Origin of the sequence: Streptomyces sp. NPDC055955, assembly GCF_042270245.1 — a bacterium.
Lineage (GTDB): Bacteria > Actinomycetota > Actinomycetes > Streptomycetales > Streptomycetaceae > Streptomyces.
Genome location: NZ_JBHJYS010000035.1, coordinates 59,869 through 78,826, shown reverse-complemented (window position 1 = coordinate 78,826; position 18,958 = coordinate 59,869). Strand labels below are relative to the sequence as shown.

The following is an 18,958-nucleotide window of genomic DNA, read 5'->3' as shown; positions in this document are numbered from 1 at the left end:
CCCACCGACGAACACCGACCCACCCCCCTCCACGCCCACCACCCCGCCTACGTCATCTACACCTCCGGATCCACCGGACAACCCAAAGGCGTCGTCGTACACCACCAGAACGTCGTGCACCTCTTTGAGGGCACAGCCACACTGTTCGACTTCAAGGAGCAGGACGTCTGGACGTTCTTCCATTCCTACGCGTTCGACTTCTCTGTCTGGGAGTTGTGGGGTCCGCTGCTGCACGGTGGGCGCCTGGTCGTCGTCTCACATTCGGTGTCACGCGACCCTGAGCGCTTCCTCGACCTCCTCGTGGAAGAAGGAGTGACCGTCCTCAACCAGACCCCCTCCGCCTTCTACCAGCTGATGCGTGCCGATGAGGACGCTCCGGAGGTTGGTCGCAGGACCGCGCTCAGGTATGTGGTCTTCGGTGGGGAGGCCCTCGATCTGTCGCGGCTTCGGAGCTGGTACGACCGACACGACGCGTCGCAGCCCACGCTGGTCAACATGTACGGCATCACGGAGACCACGGTCCACGTGAGCCACATTGCGCTAGGCGCCGAGTATGCGGAGGCCGGCAGCTCCAGCGTGATCGGCCAAGGGATTCCCGGGCTGAGCGTGTACGTGCTTGACGAGCACCTACGCCCGGCACCCGTGGGCGTCCGGGGCGAGATGTACGTGTCTGGAGCCGGTTTGACTCGGGGATACCTCAACCGGCCCGGTCTGACCGCGCAGCGTTTCGTGGCCTGCCCGTTCGGCGCTCCCGGTGAGCGTATGTACCGCACCGGGGACCTGGCCCGCTGGCGTGCCGACGGCAACCTCGAATACCTGGGACGCGCGGACCACCAAGTAAAGATCCGCGGCTTCCGCATCGAACTGGGCGAGATCGAGGCTGCGTTGGCCACCCAGCCCGCAGTACGCCAAGCCGCCGTCGTAGTACGCGAAGACCGACCCGGCGACCAACGACTGGTCGGCTACACCGTTCCCGTACCCGGACAGGAGCTGGAGGCGCAGGAGCTGCGTCGAGGAATGGCCCAAACACTGCCCGACTACATGGTGCCCGCCGCAGTCGTCGTCATCGACGCGCTGCCGCTGACCCCGAACGGCAAACTGGACCGCAAGGCCCTGCCGGCGCCCGAGTTCGCCACTACCAACGGCCGAGCACCACGCAGTTCGGAAGAAGAGACCTTCTGCGCGCTGTTCTCCGAAGTCCTCGGTGTTGCGGATGTCAGCATCGATGACGGCTTCTTCGATCTGGGCGGCGACAGCATCATCGCCATTCAGCTTGTGGCCCGGGCCAGAAAGGCAGGCCTGGTCATCTCGCCGCGGGACGTGTTCACCCAGCCCACACCCGAGGGCCTGGCCGCGCTCGCGACCGTGCTCGACGAGACGTCGTCGGCGCACGAGCCCGTCGGCGCGGGTGTGGGTGAAGTTCCTATGACACCTATCGTCACCTGGCTTCGCGAGAGCGGCGGGGCGGTCGACGGGTTCCACCAGTCCGTGCTGCTCCAGGTTCCTGCAGCGCTTCAGGAGGAGCACCTGCTGGCTGCCCTTCAGGCGGTCCTGGACCACCACGACGCGCTGCGTCTACGTCTGTCGCGTACTGACGGAGACTGGCAGCTGGAGACGCGTCCGCCGGGTTCGGTCATTGCGCGTGACGTGCTCGCCCGCAGGGACATCACCGGAGCGAACGGTGCGGAGGTCCGTGCTCTGGTGGCCGAGGAGGCCGAACGGTGCGCGCGGGCTCTCGCCCCTGAGCGCGGCGATCTCGTCAAGGCCCTGTGGTTCGACGGTGGGACCACGGAACCGGGGCGCCTGCTGCTCATGCTCCACCATTTGGTCGTCGACGGCGTCTCATGGCGGATCCTGCTGCCGGACCTGGCGACCGCCTGGGCGCATGCCAACGCCGGAGGGAGTCCCGGGCTTGATCCCGTACCCACGTCGCTGCGCACCTGGGCCAGGACCATGGTGGCCGAGGCAGGCTCGCCTCATCGGACGGCCGAGTTGCCGTTCTGGCGCGACCTCCTGTCTCCCGGGGACCTGCCGTTGGGCGAACGTCCGCTCGATCCGGCGACCGATACGGCCGTTCGCCAGATGAGTCACGTGGTTCAGCTGCCCCCCGAGCTCACTCATGAGCTGATTACCCTGGTTCCGGCGTCGTTCAACGGTGGTGTCAACGACGTCCTTCTCGCTGCGCTCAGTGCGGCGGTGGGCGAGCTGACGCACGAGCGCCGGAACGGCACGGAGGACTCCTTCCTGGTCAATCTGGAGAGCCACGGGCGGACCGAGCTCCACACCACGCTCGATCTGTCCCGCACCGTCGGCTGGTTCACCAACATGCATCCGGTGCGGCTGAACGTACAGACGCTGGCCTGGGACGACATCCGCTCAGGCGGCGAGGCCGCCGGGTCGTTGCTCAAGGACTGCAAGGAGCAGCTACGGCTGATCCCGGACCACGGCATCGGCTACGGGATGCTGCGTTACCTCAACGCGCGCACGTCCTCGGAGCTGGCCGCTCTGCCCCAGCCCCAGATCGCCTTCAACTATTTGGGGCGCGTGGTGAGCGACAGTTCTTCGGACCTGTGGGGCATAGCGGCTGAGGCGGACGCGCTACCTGAGGGCCGCGACCCCGGGATGGCTCTGGCCCACGGAATCGAGCTCAACGCTCTGACGCGGGACACACCGGGCGGGCCTGTGCTGTCGGCCACGTGGACCTGGCCCGAGGGATGGCTCGCGGCCGAGAGCGTCCACAAGCTCGCGGAGTACTGGACTTCTGCCCTCCACGGCTTTGTCCTGCACACGCAGGGGAGGGACGTCACCGTTCACACACCGTCCGATCTCTCTCTTGACGGCCTGAGTCAGATCGAGCTCGACGAACTGGAATCCGAACTCGGTTTCGATTGGGGAGATTCAGAATGAGGCGCTCGAACCTCGAAGACGTACTGCCGCTGACCTCGTTGCAGGAAGGACTCTTCTTCCACGCGGGTTACGATCAGCAGGCCACGGACGTCTACTGTGCGCAGATCACGTTCCACCTGGCTGGGCACGTCGAGCCCCAGAGGCTTCGGACAGCGTGCGAGAAGCTGGTCGCTCGACACCCCGTCCTACGATCCGGTTTCCGCGCGCGACGTACGGGAGAGCCGTTCCGCTTCGTCGTACGGGAAGCTGAACCCTCCTGGCGCCGGCTCGACTTGTCCGGTCTGGCTGGCAGCGAGCGTGCCTCACAGCTCGAAGAGTGGAAGACCGAGGAACGAACGCGGCGCTTTGATCTGTCTCGTCCCCCCCTCATTCGCTTCGCCCTAATCCGCATGACCGCGGACGAGTGGCGCTTCGTGATCACCAACCATCACATAGTGCTGGACGGCTGGTCCATGCCGCTGCTGGTCAGCGAGCTGTTCTCGCTGTACGCGGACGGGCAGGGCACCGCTCTGCCCGCTCCCGCGCCCTACGCCGACTATCTACAGTGGGCCAAGAACCGTGACGTCGCGGCCGCTCGCGAGGCGTGGCGTGACGCGCTCTCCGGTCTGACCTCACCAGTGCTCGTCGCACCCGAACGGCGCTCCGGCGGCGCCGCGCTCCCAGGCCGCATCACCACGCTCCTGTCGGAGTCGGCCGGCGCCGCACTGAGCACACTGAGCCGTCGGCACTCGCTGACCACGAACACGCTGGTCCAGGGGGCCTGGGCTCTCGTCCTCCAGCTACTGACCGGCAAGGACGACGTCGTGTTCGGCTCTACCGTGTCCGGGCGCCCGCCCGAGGTCGACGGCATGGACCGGATGGTGGGGCTGTTCATCAACACGGTGCCAGCCCGAATCAGGATTCCCGCCCGGACCTCGATCATCGACTTCCTGTCACTGGTGCAGCATGAACAGGTCGGCCTGCTCCCCCACCAACACCTGGGACTCGCTGAAATCCAGCAGACGGTCGACCACGGGCAGGGCGAACTCTTCGACACCACAACAGTGTTCGAGAACTATCCGCTAGACAGCACAGCCATGAGCCAGGACATCGCTGGCGTGCGGCTGACGGACGTGGAAGGCTACGATGCCACCCACTACGCGCTGGCCCTAGTCGCCAGTCCCGGCCCTCGCCTGCACCTTCGGCTCGACTACCAACGTGACCTGTTCGACGAGCGGCGCGCAGAGCAGATCCTCAGCTGGGTCGTTCGTGTTCTTGAGGCAGTGGCGGAAGACCCCGCACGCCCCCTCGACAACATCGAACTCCTCACGGAGCGCGAACGGCACGCCGTGCTAACGGAGTTCAACGACACCGAACGCCGTTCGCCCCAGGTGCTGTTGGGCGACCTGTTCGAGGCGCAGGTGGCGCGGACGCCGGACGCGCCCGCGGTCGTCTTCGAGGGCACCACTCTCACCTACCGCGAGCTCAACGAACGAGCCAACCACCTCGCCCACCTGCTGCTGGCCCAGGGCGCGGGCCCAGAACAGTTCGTCGCACTCGCCCTGCCCCGCTCCCACGAACTGATCACCGCGATCATCGCCGTCATCAAAACCGGCGCCGCATACGTCCCAATCGATCTGGAATACCCGGCCGAGCGCATCACCTACATGCTCACCGACGCCCACCCCACCCTCACCCTCACCACCACCAAGGCCGCCCAGGACCTGCCTGCCAGTGGTCGCTACCTCCTCCTGGACGAGCCCGATGTCCAGAACCAGCTGGCCGCCCATACCGCCGGCAACCCCACCGACGAACACCGCCCCACCCCCCTCCACCCCCAGCACCCCGCCTACGCCATCTACACCTCCGGATCCACCGGACAACCCAAAGGCGTCGTCATCACTCACGCGAGTGCAGTGGACCTCGTCACCTGGGCGGCCGCGGCATTCGGCGACCGCGCACTATCGCAGGTCCTGGCCTCGACGTCGCTCAATTTCGATGTGTCTGTCTTCGAGTACATGACGCCGCTGACGGTCGGCGGCCGCATAGAGGTCGTTCGCAATCTGCTCGACGTCGCCGAGACTGGTCACTGGCAGGGATCCCTGATCAGTGCGGTGCCCTCGGCTCTGTCCAACACCCTGCTGCGCGCGGGTGCCGACATCCAGGCCGGTACGGTCGTGCTGGCCGGTGAGGCCCTCTCGCCCGGTCTCATGGCTCAGATCTCGGAACAGATGCCCAGCAGCACCATCTGGAACGTGTACGGGCCCACCGAAGCGACGGTCTACGCCACCGCCTGGGTCGACGACGGCGCCGGCGGGGCCCCCTCCATCGGCAGTCCCGTCTGGAACACCCGGGCCTACGTCCTGGACCGGAACCTGAGTCCGGTGCCGCCCGGTGTCCAAGGCGAGCTGTACCTCGCGGGCACCGGTCTGGCCCGCGGCTACCTCAACCGTCCCGGTCTCACCGCCCAGCGTTTCGTGGCCTGCCCGTTCGGCGCTCCCGGCGAACGCATGTACCGCACGGGCGACCTCGTCCGTTGGCGTGCCGACGGTGAGCTCGAATACCTGGGACGCGCGGACGATCAGGTCAAGGTACGTGGTTTCCGCATAGAACTCGGCGAGATCGAGTCCACCCTGACCTCGCGCCCCGATGTCGCGCAGGCCGTGGTGACCGTGCGTGAGGACCGTCCCGGCGACCGGCAGCTGTTCGGCTACGTCGTGCCCGCCCCCGGACACACCCTTGAGGTCCAGCCGCTGCGTCAAGACCTGCGCCGGACCCTGCCTGACTACATGGTGCCGGCAGCGATCACGGTCATCGACGCGCTGCCGCTCAACCCCAACGGAAAGTTGGACCGCAACGCCCTGCCCGCGCCCCGTTTCACCTCGTCCGGCCGCCACCCGCGCACTCCGCAGGAGGAAGTGCTGTGCGGGCTGTTCGCCGAGGTGCTCGGCCTGGATCGGGTGAGCATCGACGACAACTTCTTCGACCTCGGCGGCCACTCTCTGCTCGCCACCCGGCTTATCGGCCGGGTCCGGGCGGCCCTCGGCCGGGACCTGTCGATCCGTGCACTCTTCGAGTCGCCCACCGTAGCGGCGCTCGCGCCTCGCCTGTTGCGGGACGACGCGGAGTCCGAGTTCGGAAGCCCGCTCCTGCTGCGAGAGGGAACGGGGCAGCGGCCGCTTTTCTGCCTCCACACGATGACCGGACTGGCCTGGGTATACGCCCGGCTGCTCAGGTATCTCGACCCCCTCCAGTCGGTCTACGGCATCCAGGCGGACGTGCTTGCCGGGAAAGAGGAAGGGCCGGTCGGCCTCGCCGAGACAGCCGGTCGTTATGTCGAACAGATCCGGTCGGTTCAGCCCCAGGGCCCCTACCGGCTGCTCGGCTGGTCCTTCGGCGGAAACCTTGCCCATGCCGTCGCGGCGCTCCTCGAAGAGCAGGGCGAGCGGGTGGATCTGCTAGCCCTGCTGGACGCTTACCCTCCGAACGATCCGACGCGGTTGCCGACGGGCGAGGAAGCGCTCAGCGCGCTTCTGGAGGAGATCGGGCACGCCGGCGTCGCGCTCGAGCGCGGGGTGCCTGCACAACTGGACCGTGTGCACGCCCTTCTGCGGGATACTGACCATCCCCTGGGCAGGATCGACCGGGATCAGCTCGGCCGGATGGGCGCGTACGTCAGAAGTGCCGCGGAGACTCTCCGGGAAGCCCCCCTCACTGCACGCAACCTGAACGTCCTGTTCTTCGAGGCCTCCCGCGATGCTGTGGAGCGTCCTGGTCGCGTCGATGAGTGGAACAAGTACACGGGCGGTGAAATCCAGGTCCACCGGATCGACTGCGACCATCAGTCCATGCTCGACGGTGAACCACTTTCCGAGATCGCGACGGTTGTGGCACGCGAGCTTGCCAAACTGCGGTCAACTTGACCCGGCCCTGAAGGCAATGCCGCGTAGTTAAGGACCGGGCACGGCCGTCAACTTGATCAGCGCCGTCGTTGCGGGCGGGATGCATATGGGAAACGGGACCTCTGCTACAGCGGTGAAGCCGTCCAAGGTCTTCACTCTGAGCAGGGGTCCCGTTGTCCGAGCAGTCTGCCATGACCAGTTTCGTACGCACCATCACCGTTGCGAGGGGTGTCTTCGCGCCAGGGCATCTCGGGGAGTTGACGCAGTACTGAGCTTGCTCCGCTTTGACGGACAAACTGGCCTGCTGCCTCATCACTCACCGCCAACCCCACTCATTGAGTTAGCCGAATGCCCTGCAATCCGGGACCGGGCCATAACGCGGGCTGGTCCAGATGGTTCACTTGAAGGCTTCGGCACCAGTCGGCATTGCCCTGATGCGATGCGAAGTCTGTGGCCAGCCGGTGGAGGACGTGGCCAGCCCCTCGTTCACCGTGGCGTAGTCGGCGCTGCGCAACTCGCCGGGTACGCGGCTGCCCGCGCACCGTGCCCCAGCGCAACAGAAGGCGTCTGATTGAGCGTCAGGGTGCGGTAAGTGATGAGTCTTCGGCGGGCACCGATTCGTCCTGGACCGGTTCGCGCAAGAATACGGAGAGCAGCGTCGCGAGCACCGGCACGGAGGCGAGTACCGCGAGTGCGCCTCGGGGACCGTGGTGGGTTGCGACGATACCCAGCAGCGGCATGAACAGTCCGCCGGCGCTCATCGCGAGGCCGAGAGTGACGCCGGCAGCGGTCCCGGGCCGGCTGGGCAGGTAGTCCTGGCCGAGCTTGATGAGGACGGCGAACGGGATGTTCGAGATCAGGCCGACCAGCAACGCGAGTGGCAGCGCTGCGTATTTGTCGTCGCAGATCAGCATGAGCCACAGGGCGGGCAACATGGCCGCGTTGCCGATCTGCACGGTGCGCACCATGCCGATGCGGTCTGCCAACCACCCGCCGAGCAGCGTGCCGGCCACACCGCCACCCAGTAGCAGCGTCAGGGCGAGACCACCGAGGGCGCTGCTCGCCTCCAGGTGGTGGATCCAGTACAGCGAGATGAAGGTGTTCAGTCCGGTCGAGATGGTGGACCGCACGATCTCGACGGCGGTCAGGGCCGCGAACCGGCCTGGCTGGTCCTTGCCCTGGCGCTGCGCCCTCGTGACCGCCGCATGGGACGTGCGGTTGTGGTGGCGCAGCAGGACGAAGCCCATGAGGACGGCGGGCGGGACGAAGAGGGTGGTCGCGCCCATCCCGAGGTTGTCCAGGGCCGGTGTGACCAGTGCTGGGGCGATGAAGAATCCGACGCTGCCGCCTGCGGCGAAGTAGCTCATCGCGGTGGCGCTGCCCCCGGCCGCGCGGCGCGCATCGCGCCCCGCGGGCGGATGGAACATCGCGATACCGATACCCGCCATCAGCAGCAGTGCGAACACCAGCGGGTAGGAGGGCACAAGTCCGGACAGGCCGGCCCCGATGCCCGCCAGGCTGACCCCCAGCGGCGACATCCACCGCAGCCGGAACCGGTCGGCGAGCAGTCCGATCGGCACCTGCGGCAGTGCACTGCCGAGCGTCGCGGCGAGTGCCAGCCCCGAAGCCTGCACGTAAGTGAAGTCCCGCTGCAGCACGAAGTAGGGGACGGCGGCGGGTACAAGGCCCTGGTAGAAGTCGTCGACGGCGTGGGCACTGGCCCAGATCCGCATCCGACGCCAGTGCCCGGGCGGATCACCCGCCTCACGGGGAGTGCTTGTTTCCTGGATCGTTGTCACACACTCACGATGGACCGGAGCACCCCAGGCGTGCTTCCCGTATTCTGCCTGCTTATGTCGCAGATCCGCCATGAGCCCGTCGCGCCAACCAGCACGCAACTCCTCGGCGGCGGCGAGACCATCGACCGGCACCGCCACGACGACCACCAGCTGATCTACGTCAGCTCGGGGGTACTCGCGATCACCACGGAACACGGCTCCTGGATCGCCTCCAACGACCGAGCTGTGTGGGTTCCGGCGCATACCTGGCACGAACATCGCTTCTATGGCCAGAGTCGCTTCCACACCATCGGCTTCCCCGCCCAGGGCACAACGCCCCTGCTCGACGCCGAACGCCCCACAGTCATCGCCGTTGACGCTCTGGTGCGCGAACTGCTCATCGCGCTCACCAGCGCCAACCTCACGCAGACCGAGACCCGGCACATTGAAGCAGTGCTGCGCGACCGACTACGCCGCGTGACGGCCCAACCCGTTGCCCTGCCGGCCGCACGCGACCAACGATTGGCCGACGCCTGCCATCTCGTCGAAGAGGACCTGCACCAGCCCTGCACCCTCGCCCAGCTCGCCGACCGCGTGCTCACCAGCGAGCGCACCCTCTCCCGCCTCTACCGCGACGAGTTCGGCCTGACCTTCCCTCAGTGGCGCACCCGCGCCCGGATCTTCAGCGCGATGATCATGCTTGCCGAGGGTGCCACCGTCACCCACACTGCCCACGCCTGCGGATGGGCGACCACCAGCGCCTTCGTCCAAACCTTCGCCCAGACGGTAGGCATCACCCCGGGTACCTACCGTGCGGGCATAGGCAAACCGCAAGAGAAATGATGGCCGAAGCAGCCTGAGGGGCAAGGCCCGCCTCCGGGAACCCTGCCGCCCGCGACTACGCCTACTCACCACGGCCGGCCGACGCCGCATCCTCCGCCTCGCCGAACACGTGCCCTAGACCCGCGAGATCACCAGCGCCTTGGAACAACTCGCACTCCTATCGAACCCCGGCTGATCAGCAGGTTCACCTGCCCCTACGACGAGATGACCCAGCCCGGGACTGTGGAACCGGGCACCCATCTGACGCGACAGCCGGGCCCTCAACCCGCACACACCAAGAACCCCACCCGAGCAAACCGAAAGGTCCGCCGCAAAGCTGGCGGACCATCATGAAAGATCGAGGCAAGAGACCCGGTCGCCGTCCATGAGCGTGAGCCCGCCCGCGCCCACGATCTCAGCCAGCACCGCGCCGCCGACGCCGCCGACGCCGAGAACGGTCACGTGCGCCGCGCGCAGCCGATCCTGTGCCGCGCCGGCATCCAGATCCAGGGCGGCGAAGTGCTCGACCTGGTTCCTCCATGCGGACGAGTATCGGCGGGCAGGTGATCCGCGCCGGCGAGGGTCTGATCCTCCCGGAGGAGATCGGCAACCGCGACGAAAGCGTGTTCCCCGATGCCGGGGAGCTGGACCTGCGCCGCGATGCCAGCCAGCAGCTCGCCTTCGGGATCGGTGTGCACAAGTGCACCGGCCAACCGCTGGCCCGCCTGAAGCTCCAGGTCGTGTTCGCCGCCTTGGTCCGTCGCATTCCGACACTGGCCCTGGCCGCCGACCTCCCGTTCATGGACGACGGGCTCCGGTACAGCGTCAAGAAGCTGCCCGCGAGCTGGTGAATGAATGAGGTTGTGCCGGTGACAGGAGCGGGAGTCGATTCGTTGCAGATCGGGCACGGCCGGGCGGAGCCGGGGCCAGCCTCCCGACGGTAGAGGGCTTCCAGGAGATGCGCGCTACCGGTTCCAGCTCTTGGCACCTCCACCGAGGATGGCCTCGGCGCCGGCAACGGTTCACGGAGAGTCGGTCCGATGTCCTGCACGAAGTCAGGACTGTAAGTTCTGGTCGACGGCGGAGGCCCGACACCAACGATCACCGGAGTCACCAGGGGGATCTCGCAGTATGACCACCACGGAGGCCCTTGACGGGTCGGCTGCAGTCGACGATGCGGCACGAAGCCTCGTGCGGCCGTTCTACGTATACGCCGTGCTCGCCAACTCGCTTTTCCAGCGTGGCGTATTCGTCCTCTTTCTTCAGCAGCGAGGCTTCTCAGCCGGGCAAGTGGCCCTCCTTCAGACTCTGATCTACCTGGTCAGCGGACTTGCGGAGCTGCCGACGGGAATCATCGCTGACCGGATCGGCCGGCGTGCCAGCATCGTGATCGGCCAGGTGCTGATAGCTGGATGCCTGCTCGGTCAGGTGTCGTCCTCCAACTACTGGGTGTTCCTGACGCTGTTCATGGCCCAGGGCGTGGGCATGGCCTGTGTCTCCGGTTCGGACACGGCCCTGCTGTACGACCTGCTGGTGCGTCGTGGTGCAACGGCCGGATACGTCAAGATCAAGTCCCGGTTCACCATGCTCGGAACGGTCACGTCGGGAGTCGCCATCGTCCTCGGCGGCCAACTGCAGCGGTTCTCCTGGGGAATCGTCTACCTCGGTTCGGCGTCGTGCCTCGTCCTGGCCGTGGTGGTGCTGATGTCACGGGTGCCCGAGATCCGTGGCGTGGACGCGGTGGACGAGCAGCGGGACGGAGCGGAGAAGGGGCACAGTGACGCCACAGCGTGGCGAGCACTGCTTCGGGTCGCCACGCCCGCGCTCGTGACGCTTGCCGTGGTGTCCGGGCTGATGCACGCGACCTTGACGCCGTACATCATCTTCACGCAGAAGACCCTCTCCGATCAGGGAGCGGGCACCGCATTGGTCAGCGTGGTCATCTCCGCGGGATTCTTCGTCGGCGGACTCGTTCCCCTGCTGTCGGACCGCGCGAACCGGCGCTTCGGGTATCAGATCGTCCTCCCGGTGTCGCTCGTGATGCTCGCCGCGGCACTCGGCCTGAGCGGCTTCGGCCTTGTCTGGGTCACCATCGCCGCGTTCCTGGTCCTGGTCGGAATTCCCGAGATCACCGCGGTGCTCGTGGACAACGTGCTCAACGAGGCGGTGCCGTCGCGCCACCGGGCGAGCCTGCTGTCGATGATCTCGTTCGTGGAGTCGCTGCTCATCGGCACCGGTTATCTCGTCCTCGGCACGCTCATGGACGGCCTGGGCTCCAGTGTCGGCATGGCCACCTACGCCGCGGTCCCACTGCTGGCATGTCTCCTATGGCTCCCGGTGCTCTTCCGAGGTGCGCGGGTGACCACCGAGACCGAGAAGCCCGCCGACCAAGAGGGGTCCTGAAACAGGCCGACCTGACCGAGGCGGAGCGCCGGTTGGACGCGCCAACGATGAGGGGCCGAAGTGGAATTGATGTAGATCGGGCGCAAACGGCCGGTGCTGGATGTCAACAGGTTCCTAAGCGAGTTGGCCAGAGTTGGCCGAACTAGCTGATTCCGGACAGGTAGTCCGGTGACCTCGCGAACGGTCTTCGAGGTCTGGGAACAGCACAAGCTGATCGCCTTGGTCCAGTCGAGTCTTGCCGCCCTGGGTGGGAGCGCTCGCTGTCCTGGGTGGGCTTGTGGTCCCGCGTGCCCTGGGGACGAATACGGTCTGGCCGGTAGCTCTCCGCGCCGCGATCCTCTGGTCGCGGCCGGTCACACCTGGCCGACGTCGAATTCGATGTCCCAGGCCACGCCTGCCAATGGCCACGGTGGTGTCGGGTGGCGGTGGTGGTGGTCTGCTGCTGGATCGGGGCCTGCCAGTGCTGGCCGCGCCCCACGCGGAGGTGTATGCGGGATCGACGGCGATGACGACCAGGGGCCGGCGTGGAAGGCCATGGAGCGCAGTCGTTGGCCAGCCGCGGATGCTGGTGGGGTGGGTCACGTCCGCGGGAGAGGTGTATTGACGGCCACTTGGCGGTCTCGTCTCAACGTTAGGAGACCGAACGCCGAGACCAACCCTCCCCCGACCCCAAGAGCATGCCAGAACAGCAGAAATCAAGCAATCATGATCGGTTGAGATACGGCTGCGGACGGCAGCTCTGGACGGGCATGTGGCCCGATCTCTTCATGGGAAAAGACCGAGCCACAGTCCGGCTGTCCGTGCACAGTGCAGACCGCGCACGCCGTCACGCCGGGATGCGCACGAGTCTGCCAGGGGTGACGGGGCGCCTGTGAGCGTTCGCCGGGATTCAACCGCTCCGGGTGAAGAACAACGGCGTGGGAACAGTAAAGGGCACAGCGCCGGTGCCGGTCACACAGCGGGCCTGGGCCCCGCCGCGCGGCCGAGCCGGTTGGCGATCGCCAGTCCGAGCCCCTCCTCCACGGGCACGGACGCGACGATCAGGTCGCACCCCTGCTGATCCAGCTCACGCAGGAATCCGTACAGATCACGCGCATACGCAGCCAGCGAAGCGGGGACCGTCACCACGGCGTGGACCTTCAGGGGCGCGTCGGCGAAGCTTTCAGGCAGAAAGACGCCCACCCGGTGCCCCAGCTCCTGCGCCAGCTCCGCTTCGGAGACGACCTTCTCCGGCTCGACGAGAATGACCTTCGCACGCGGCGCGTAGTGCGACGGATGCTGGCCCGGCACCCGAACACGGCTCGTCGAGGGCACCGCAAGCGGGCACCCCAGCACCGCTTCGAGGTCCTCCCGCGTCACCCCTCCCGGCCGAAGGATGCTCGGGGCATCGCCCGTGACGTCGACGATGGTCGACTCGACGCCGACCTCGCAGGCACCGCCGTCCAGCACGAAGTCGACTGCATCGCCGAGCTCGGCACGGACGTGGTCCGCCGTCGTGGGACTGACCGAGCCGAAGCGGTTCGCTGACGGGGCTGTGACACCGCCGCCGAATGTCGAAAGGAGCGCGAGCGCGACGGGGTGGTCGGGCACGCGCACCGCCACCGTGTCCAGGCCGCCGGTCGCTTCGAGGGGCACGCGGGAACCGCGCCGCAGGACCAGCGTGAGTGGTCCCGGCCAGAAGCGTTCGGCCAGCAGGCGCGCCGTCTCGGACACGTCCTCGACCCAGTCGTCCAGCTGCTCCGCGCCACCGATATGCACAATCAGCGGGTGGGAGGGCGGACGCCCCTTGACCTGGAAGATGCGCGCGACAGCGGCGGGATCCTCGGCGTTGGCGCCCAGACCATAGACCGTTTCGGTCGGGAGGGCTACTAGGCCGCCGCTGCGCAGCACACCGGCCGCCTTCTCAATGTCACTGATTCTTGCCGTCACCCTCGCAATTCTAGGAGTGCGAACGACTGGCCGCGGTCGTGATCAATCTCAGCGCTGACCGCCGTTCCTACATGATCACCTCCGCGGCCCGGGCAACGAACCTGGCCGAAGATCGTCCAGTACATCGTCTCTCTTGAATACACCGACGACAAGAAGACCTCTGTGCTCAAGTGGATCACTATGGAAGCCGACGATGGCGGTGGCTTCCAGCTCAGATCCGACTTCGAGAACCCTGACCATGCCGCGTAGCAGGTCCGACGCAGGAGCGGAATCGAATGAGTCCCCTCGAGCGCCTCATGGAGCTCTGTCCTCCTCCCGATCCTCACCAGCAGCCGGTGGACTGGGCGCACGTCGAGTCCGCTTTGTGCACCCCTCTCCCCGACGACTACAAAAGACTCACGGCCATGTATGACCCTGGCTGCTTTGCCGGCTACCTCTGGGTCTACGACCCCCGGCATACCTCGGTCCACGTCAACCTGGTCGGTCCCGCGAGCAACCAGCTGCGGGAGCAGATGCGGTCCGATCACGCTCAGGGCATCTACCCGGCTCCCGTGGATCCCGCGCTCCTGCTTCCCTGCGGTGGCACAGACAACGGTGAGCGACTGTTCTGGGTGACCGACCCTCAGGGCCAACCGGATGCCTGGACGATTGCTGTCAACGAAGCACGTGGGCCCCGCTGGTTCACCTTTGCTGGAAACCTGACGCAGTTCCTGGTTTCGGTGTTGAGCGGAGAAACGGCGGTTCCGCAGTTCCCGAAGGATCTTCTGGAAGGAGGCATCGGCTTCGAACCGTCAGACCTCGACCAGTGGTATCCACCGATGCCGTCGGTACAGGCGCCCTCCGACCCGGAGAGAATCCGCGAGTGGGGCCGTGCGCACGGCTTCAACGTCCCCCTGCGTGGGCGCATCCCAGCGGAGGTGCGGCAGGCCTGGGAGCAGGCCACCGGGAACGACTGACCCGTCGCCGCGAGGCGGCTGCCCTTACTCAGCGGGCGCACCCACGTCGCACGACCGGTCGTGCAGCCCTCCAACGGCTTCAGCATCGCCGCTGGCTGGGTGAGTGCGGACGTCGGCGCCCCGTCCGTTCGGTCGACGACGGGCGGAGCGCACCTCATATAGCTACTCGTCGTCCACCTGGTCTACAGGCCCGTGTCCGGAAGGCTGATGCGGGCACTGAGGCGGTCATCGTCGATGATGTCGAACGAGAAATCCTCGCTGCTCCAGTTCCTGTCGACGGCGGCGATACTGCATTGGTTGTCAGCGGGCTCGTCGGCGCCGGTGATGACGCATTCCCCGCCAGGATCGGGTTTGACGTAGTCGGCGACGGTGAGGCCGATGCCGTCGTCTCCTTGTTCCGGGCCTCGGATGAGCGCGTCGTGGTCGAGGAGGACGTCCTCGATGAGCGGCAGTGCCTTCTTGTTGCTGGCGAATGCGCGTGCTGGGCGGCGATGGGGATCGTGGGCGTGCTCACGGCGGCGGGGACGCAGTGGAGTGCCGTCCCCCCACATCGGGATGCGTCGCGGGCGCCGTTGGGATCGCAGCTCAGTTCACGGTCCGCGGTGGGCATGAAGCCGGTTCCTCCACGCCTGCCGGGTCTGCTCGAACCGGTGCTGCAAGAGGTCTCGACCCGACCTGCCCGCGTTCTCCGCGTTCGTCCGCTGCGCCCACCGCCGCCACGCCATCACGCCCTGTGCTGACAAAGGCAGCCCCACCTGCTGCCGACGGAAGGGGCATCATTGCTCGGCAAGACGTCCCCCAGGACGACCGGATACAGTGCGCGTTTCGACAGTCTGGTTACTTGAGGAGGGGAAGCGTGACCGACACCAGCGAGGCCCGATCCGCGGACGGTGTGGCGCAAGCGCCCCAGCAGAGCCGACTGCGCCGCCTGATGCGCTACATCCCTTTGATCGCCCCCATCCTGCTGTGGGCCGTGCCCTGCTGGGTGCTGCTGCACGCCGGCCAGCACTGGCCGCTCCCCGTGGCGCTGGGCGGCACCGCCCTGTTCGTCCTCGGTCTGATCGGTATGCCGCTCGCGATGATGCGCGGCCACGGCCGGCGGCAGCAGGACTGGGCGGCGATCATCGGAGACAGCCTCCTTGGGGCCAGCTGGGTCCTGTTCACCTGGTCCGTCCTGCTCGGCGTCCTGCTGCGCCTCGCCCTGACCGTGGCCGGCGCAGGCGATGGTCAGAGCCGGGCCCGGATCGTCACTTGGGCGGTCCTGGGCGTAGCCGCCGTGCTGCTCGCCTGGGGGTATGTCGAGGCCCGCCGGGTGCCGCGGGTGCGTCGGCTCGACGTGCAACTCCCGCGCCTGGGAGCCGGATTGGACGGCACTCGCGTCGCCCTCATCACCGACACCCACTATGGCCCGCTCGACCGCGCCCGCTGGTCGGCGCGGGTCTGTGCGACGGTGAACACCCTGGAGGCCGATCTGGTCTGCCACACCGGGGACATCGCGGACGGCACGGCCGAACGCCGCCGTGCCCAAGCCGCTCCGCTCGCCACCGTGCAGGCCACCCGGGCCCGGGTCTACGTCACCGGGAACCACGAGTACTACAGCGAGGCCCAGGGATGGGTCGACCTGATGGACGAGCTGGGCTGGGAGCCGCTGCGCAACCGTCATCTGCTGCTCGAACGCGGCGGCGACACCCTCGTCGTCGCCGGCGTGGATGACGTCACCGCCGAGTCCTCCGGCCTGGCCGGCCACCGCGCTCACCTCTCCGGAGCCCTGAACGGTGCAGACCCCGAGCTGCCCGTCCTGCTCTTGGCCCACCAGCCCAAGTTCATCGACCAGGCCGCTGCAGGCGGAGTCGATCTCCAACTCTCCGGCCACACCCACGGCGGCCAGATCTGGCCCTTCCACCACCTCGTCCGCATCGACCAGCCCGCCCTCGCCGGCCTCAGCCGCCACGGCGACCGCACCCTCCTCTACACCAGCCGCGGCACCGGTTTCTGGGGCCCACCGTTCCGCATCTTCGCCCCCAGCGAGATCACCCTGCTCGTACTCCGCTCCCCGCAGCGGCCCCCCATGCGATGACACGAAGCGGTCCGGCGTTCGGAAACGAACGGGCTTGGCTGCCGCGGTCGGTGGCATAGAGGCGGGTACCCCTGGTTCCCCGGGTGGCGAGAACGCGGTAGCTGTTGAGGGTCAGCAGCGGGGGCTGGTGGAGGCCATGCCGTTCGCCGACGGCGCCGTGACTCAAGCTGGTGCCAGGGTGCTATTTGTCGGCGTACACCGGAATGTGCATAGATCAGTGCAGCCAAAGATGCACAGTCTTGAGGAGATGCTGTCCGTCATGTGATGCCGGCACGGCGTCCGGTTCTACGCGGCTGGTGCCGCCAGGCGGAAGCCCACGCCGATCGCTTCAAGATCCGGCTCGTAGGCGCCGTGCCGGCGGGCGCACCGGGCCAGGTCCCGGCCGTGGCGGAACGCGCCGCCTCGGGTGATGTGCCGGTCGAAGGCCCAGTCCTCGGTGCTCGGCACCTCGGCGGGCGCGCCAGGGTAGGGGGCGTAGAGCGTAGAGGTCCACTCGTCGGCGTTACCCGCCATGTCCAGTACCCCGAAAGGGCTGGCGCCCTGGGGGAACGAACCGACTGGCGTCGTGGTGCCGATACCGAGGTCCACCAGATTGGCCAGGCCGGTGCGGTACTCCTCACCCCATGGGAACTCGCGGCCGTCGTCGCCCCGCGCGGCGCGTTCCCACTCGTCCTCCGTGGGCAGCCGCACCTCGTGGCCACCGAGCCGTTCCCCGAGCCACCGGCAGTAAGCCGTCGCCGCCTCCCAGGCGACCCCGATGACCGGGTGGTCCGCCGGCGCCTGCGGGACCGGTCGGCCGGTGGCCGCCGCGAAGCTTGTCCACTGGCCGACCGTGACCGGTGTACGGGCGATCCGGAACGCCTGGACGTGAATCTCCGTGCGCGGGGCTTCCTTCATGTACCACTCCACCGGCACCCCGGTGTCCGCATAGTGGCGGGCCACTGCCGCCACCTCGTGGACCGGCGTACCCCGACGCAGCAACCCGGCCGGGACCTCGACCCAGTTCACCTGCTCCACCCGCATGGCTCCTCCTCGGCTCGCAGCGGACAACCCTCATGATCACCTCGGTGGTCGGGGCGGGCATCGGCCGATGGACCCATCTCGACAGCGACCTTGGAACCAGGGCATCGGGCCACGGACAGGCTGTGCTCCGGCATGCCGAGCGGTGCATGTTCGCGTGTACCAGACCGGCCATCTTCATGTGTCCGCCGACACCATGCGTACTCTTGCCCAAAACGACGCGCCCCGCGGCTCTCGTCCTACTCCGTCAATCGCCCGCCGGGCTCAGCCCACGAACGCCGCTGGCCCCATGTGGCACTCGACTGGGGGCCCGACCGGAGCAACGCGTCGCATCCACTGCGCATCTAGCGGCTTCTCACGCTGGCTTGGCCGGGTAATCGGTCCAACGCGTCGAACCCCGCGCGTTCAAGGCACGGATGACCTCGCGGACGAGGTCATCCCCAACCTGCACCGCCTGGTGATGTCCTTCACCGTCTGACCCTGAGCGGACATCAGCACCACGATCGCCTGGCGGAGTTTCACCGGGCCCTTCGCGTGCCGGCTGATCCACTGCAGCCTGCGGCCCGCCTCCCTGCTCACCGGCCGGACGAACACACTCGGTCGACGTCCCACAACCACCGCCAGGATCAGGTCTTGGACGCAGTCTGCTGGCCGACGAGCAGCAGGTCGATTCCCCGGCCAAGGATTTAGCTGGTACCGGCGGGCGGGTCGGCGTAGACGCCGTTCAGCATGCCGGTGGCCTGCCCGACTTCGATGAGATAGCCGTCCGGGTCCCGCAGGTAGCACCGCAGCTCGGCCTTGCGATCGATGGGTGGCGTAAGGAATTCGGCGCCCTTCGCACTCCACTCTCGGTGACATGCCTCGATGTCGGCGACGCGGAGGTTGAGGAAGCTGCTGACCGTGCTCGGGTCGGTAGGCGGGCGCAGGGTGACGTCTGGCTTGTCCGGGGTGGGGCCGCCGCCAGGGTTCATGATGATCCATCCGTTGCCGAGCTTGATGGTGCAGGGGTTCTCCTCGAGCACCACCTCACCGCCGAGAACGTCGGTGTAGAAGGCGCGAGATCGGGCTACGTCGGCCACCGTCAGAAAGTGAGTGAGGAGGAGCCCGGAATCTGGGGCAGGAAAACCATCACGGTGCATGCAAGGCCTCCAGGCGAATCGGATGCTTCCTTCCATAGTGGTGGGT

General features: G+C 67.3%; 13 protein-coding genes. 7 read left to right on the top strand and 6 right to left on the bottom strand.

Annotation, left to right across the window (positions count from 1 at the left end):
- Window positions 1-54 precede the first annotated feature (54 nt).
- A complete protein-coding gene (locus tag ACFC96_RS42860; protein ID WP_376617929.1) occupies window positions 55-2,907 on the top strand; it encodes an amino acid adenylation domain-containing protein in 2,853 nt (950 codons plus the stop codon).
- The gene (locus tag ACFC96_RS42855; RefSeq protein WP_376617922.1) at window positions 2,904-6,809 is read left to right on the top strand and encodes an amino acid adenylation domain-containing protein; all 3,906 of its coding nucleotides are present in this window, start codon (window positions 2,904-2,906) and stop codon (window positions 6,807-6,809) included. The genes ACFC96_RS42860 and ACFC96_RS42855 overlap by 4 nt, the downstream gene beginning before the upstream one ends.
- 557 nt (window positions 6,810-7,366) lie before the next feature.
- On the opposite strand, the gene ACFC96_RS42850 is transcribed toward ACFC96_RS42855, so the two are convergent.
- Window positions 7,367-8,521, bottom strand: a complete 1,155-nt coding sequence (locus ACFC96_RS42850) for an MFS transporter (RefSeq protein WP_376617927.1) — start codon at window positions 8,519-8,521, stop codon at window positions 7,367-7,369.
- A 120-nt stretch (window positions 8,522-8,641) separates the two neighbouring features.
- On the opposite strand from ACFC96_RS42850, the gene ACFC96_RS42845 reads away from it, so the two are divergent.
- A complete protein-coding gene (locus tag ACFC96_RS42845) occupies window positions 8,642-9,409 on the top strand; it encodes a helix-turn-helix transcriptional regulator (RefSeq protein WP_340458083.1) in 768 nt (255 codons plus the stop codon).
- 327 nt (window positions 9,410-9,736) lie between these two features.
- On the opposite strand, the gene ACFC96_RS42840 is transcribed toward ACFC96_RS42845, so the two are convergent.
- Window positions 9,737-9,892 (bottom strand): ThiF family adenylyltransferase, encoded by a 156-nt coding sequence (locus tag ACFC96_RS42840; RefSeq protein WP_376617925.1) that lies wholly within the window; start codon window positions 9,890-9,892, stop codon window positions 9,737-9,739.
- A gap of 35 nt (window positions 9,893-9,927) precedes the next feature.
- Here ACFC96_RS42840 and ACFC96_RS42835 point away from each other — a divergent pair, with 35 nt between their 5' ends.
- The gene (locus ACFC96_RS42835) at window positions 9,928-10,239 is read left to right on the top strand and encodes a cytochrome P450 (protein ID WP_340458084.1); all 312 of its coding nucleotides are present in this window, start codon (window positions 9,928-9,930) and stop codon (window positions 10,237-10,239) included.
- A 280-nt stretch (window positions 10,240-10,519) separates the two neighbouring features.
- Window positions 10,520-11,791: an MFS transporter gene (locus tag ACFC96_RS42830; RefSeq protein ID WP_340458085.1), complete on the top strand. Its 1,272-nt coding sequence runs from the start codon at window positions 10,520-10,522 to the stop codon at window positions 11,789-11,791.
- Between the two features lie 951 nt (window positions 11,792-12,742).
- Here the strand turns inward: ACFC96_RS42830 and ACFC96_RS42825 are convergent.
- Window positions 12,743-13,720 carry an L-threonylcarbamoyladenylate synthase gene (locus ACFC96_RS42825; RefSeq protein ID WP_340458086.1) on the bottom strand — a complete coding sequence of 326 codons (978 nt, stop codon included), beginning with the start codon at window positions 13,718-13,720 and terminating at the stop codon, window positions 12,743-12,745.
- Between the two features lie 275 nt (window positions 13,721-13,995).
- Here ACFC96_RS42825 and ACFC96_RS42820 point away from each other — a divergent pair, with 275 nt between their 5' ends.
- On the top strand, window positions 13,996-14,676 hold the full coding sequence (locus ACFC96_RS42820) for a histone-like nucleoid-structuring protein Lsr2 (RefSeq protein WP_340458087.1): 681 nt from the start codon (window positions 13,996-13,998) through the stop codon (window positions 14,674-14,676).
- A 182-nt stretch (window positions 14,677-14,858) separates the two neighbouring features.
- On the opposite strand, the gene ACFC96_RS42815 is transcribed toward ACFC96_RS42820, so the two are convergent.
- Window positions 14,859-15,227: a hypothetical protein gene (locus tag ACFC96_RS42815; RefSeq protein ID WP_340458088.1), complete on the bottom strand. Its 369-nt coding sequence runs from the start codon at window positions 15,225-15,227 to the stop codon at window positions 14,859-14,861.
- 305 nt (window positions 15,228-15,532) lie between these two features.
- On the opposite strand from ACFC96_RS42815, the gene ACFC96_RS42810 reads away from it, so the two are divergent.
- The gene (locus ACFC96_RS42810) at window positions 15,533-16,753 is read left to right on the top strand and encodes a metallophosphoesterase (protein ID WP_376617919.1); all 1,221 of its coding nucleotides are present in this window, start codon (window positions 15,533-15,535) and stop codon (window positions 16,751-16,753) included.
- A gap of 285 nt (window positions 16,754-17,038) precedes the next feature.
- On the opposite strand, the gene ACFC96_RS42805 is transcribed toward ACFC96_RS42810, so the two are convergent.
- The gene (locus tag ACFC96_RS42805) at window positions 17,039-17,776 is read right to left on the bottom strand and encodes a formylglycine-generating enzyme family protein (protein ID WP_376617917.1); all 738 of its coding nucleotides are present in this window, start codon (window positions 17,774-17,776) and stop codon (window positions 17,039-17,041) included.
- A gap of 683 nt (window positions 17,777-18,459) precedes the next feature.
- On the bottom strand, window positions 18,460-18,912 hold the full coding sequence (locus tag ACFC96_RS42800; protein ID WP_340458091.1) for a VOC family protein: 453 nt from the start codon (window positions 18,910-18,912) through the stop codon (window positions 18,460-18,462).
- Window positions 18,913-18,958 lie beyond the last annotated feature (46 nt).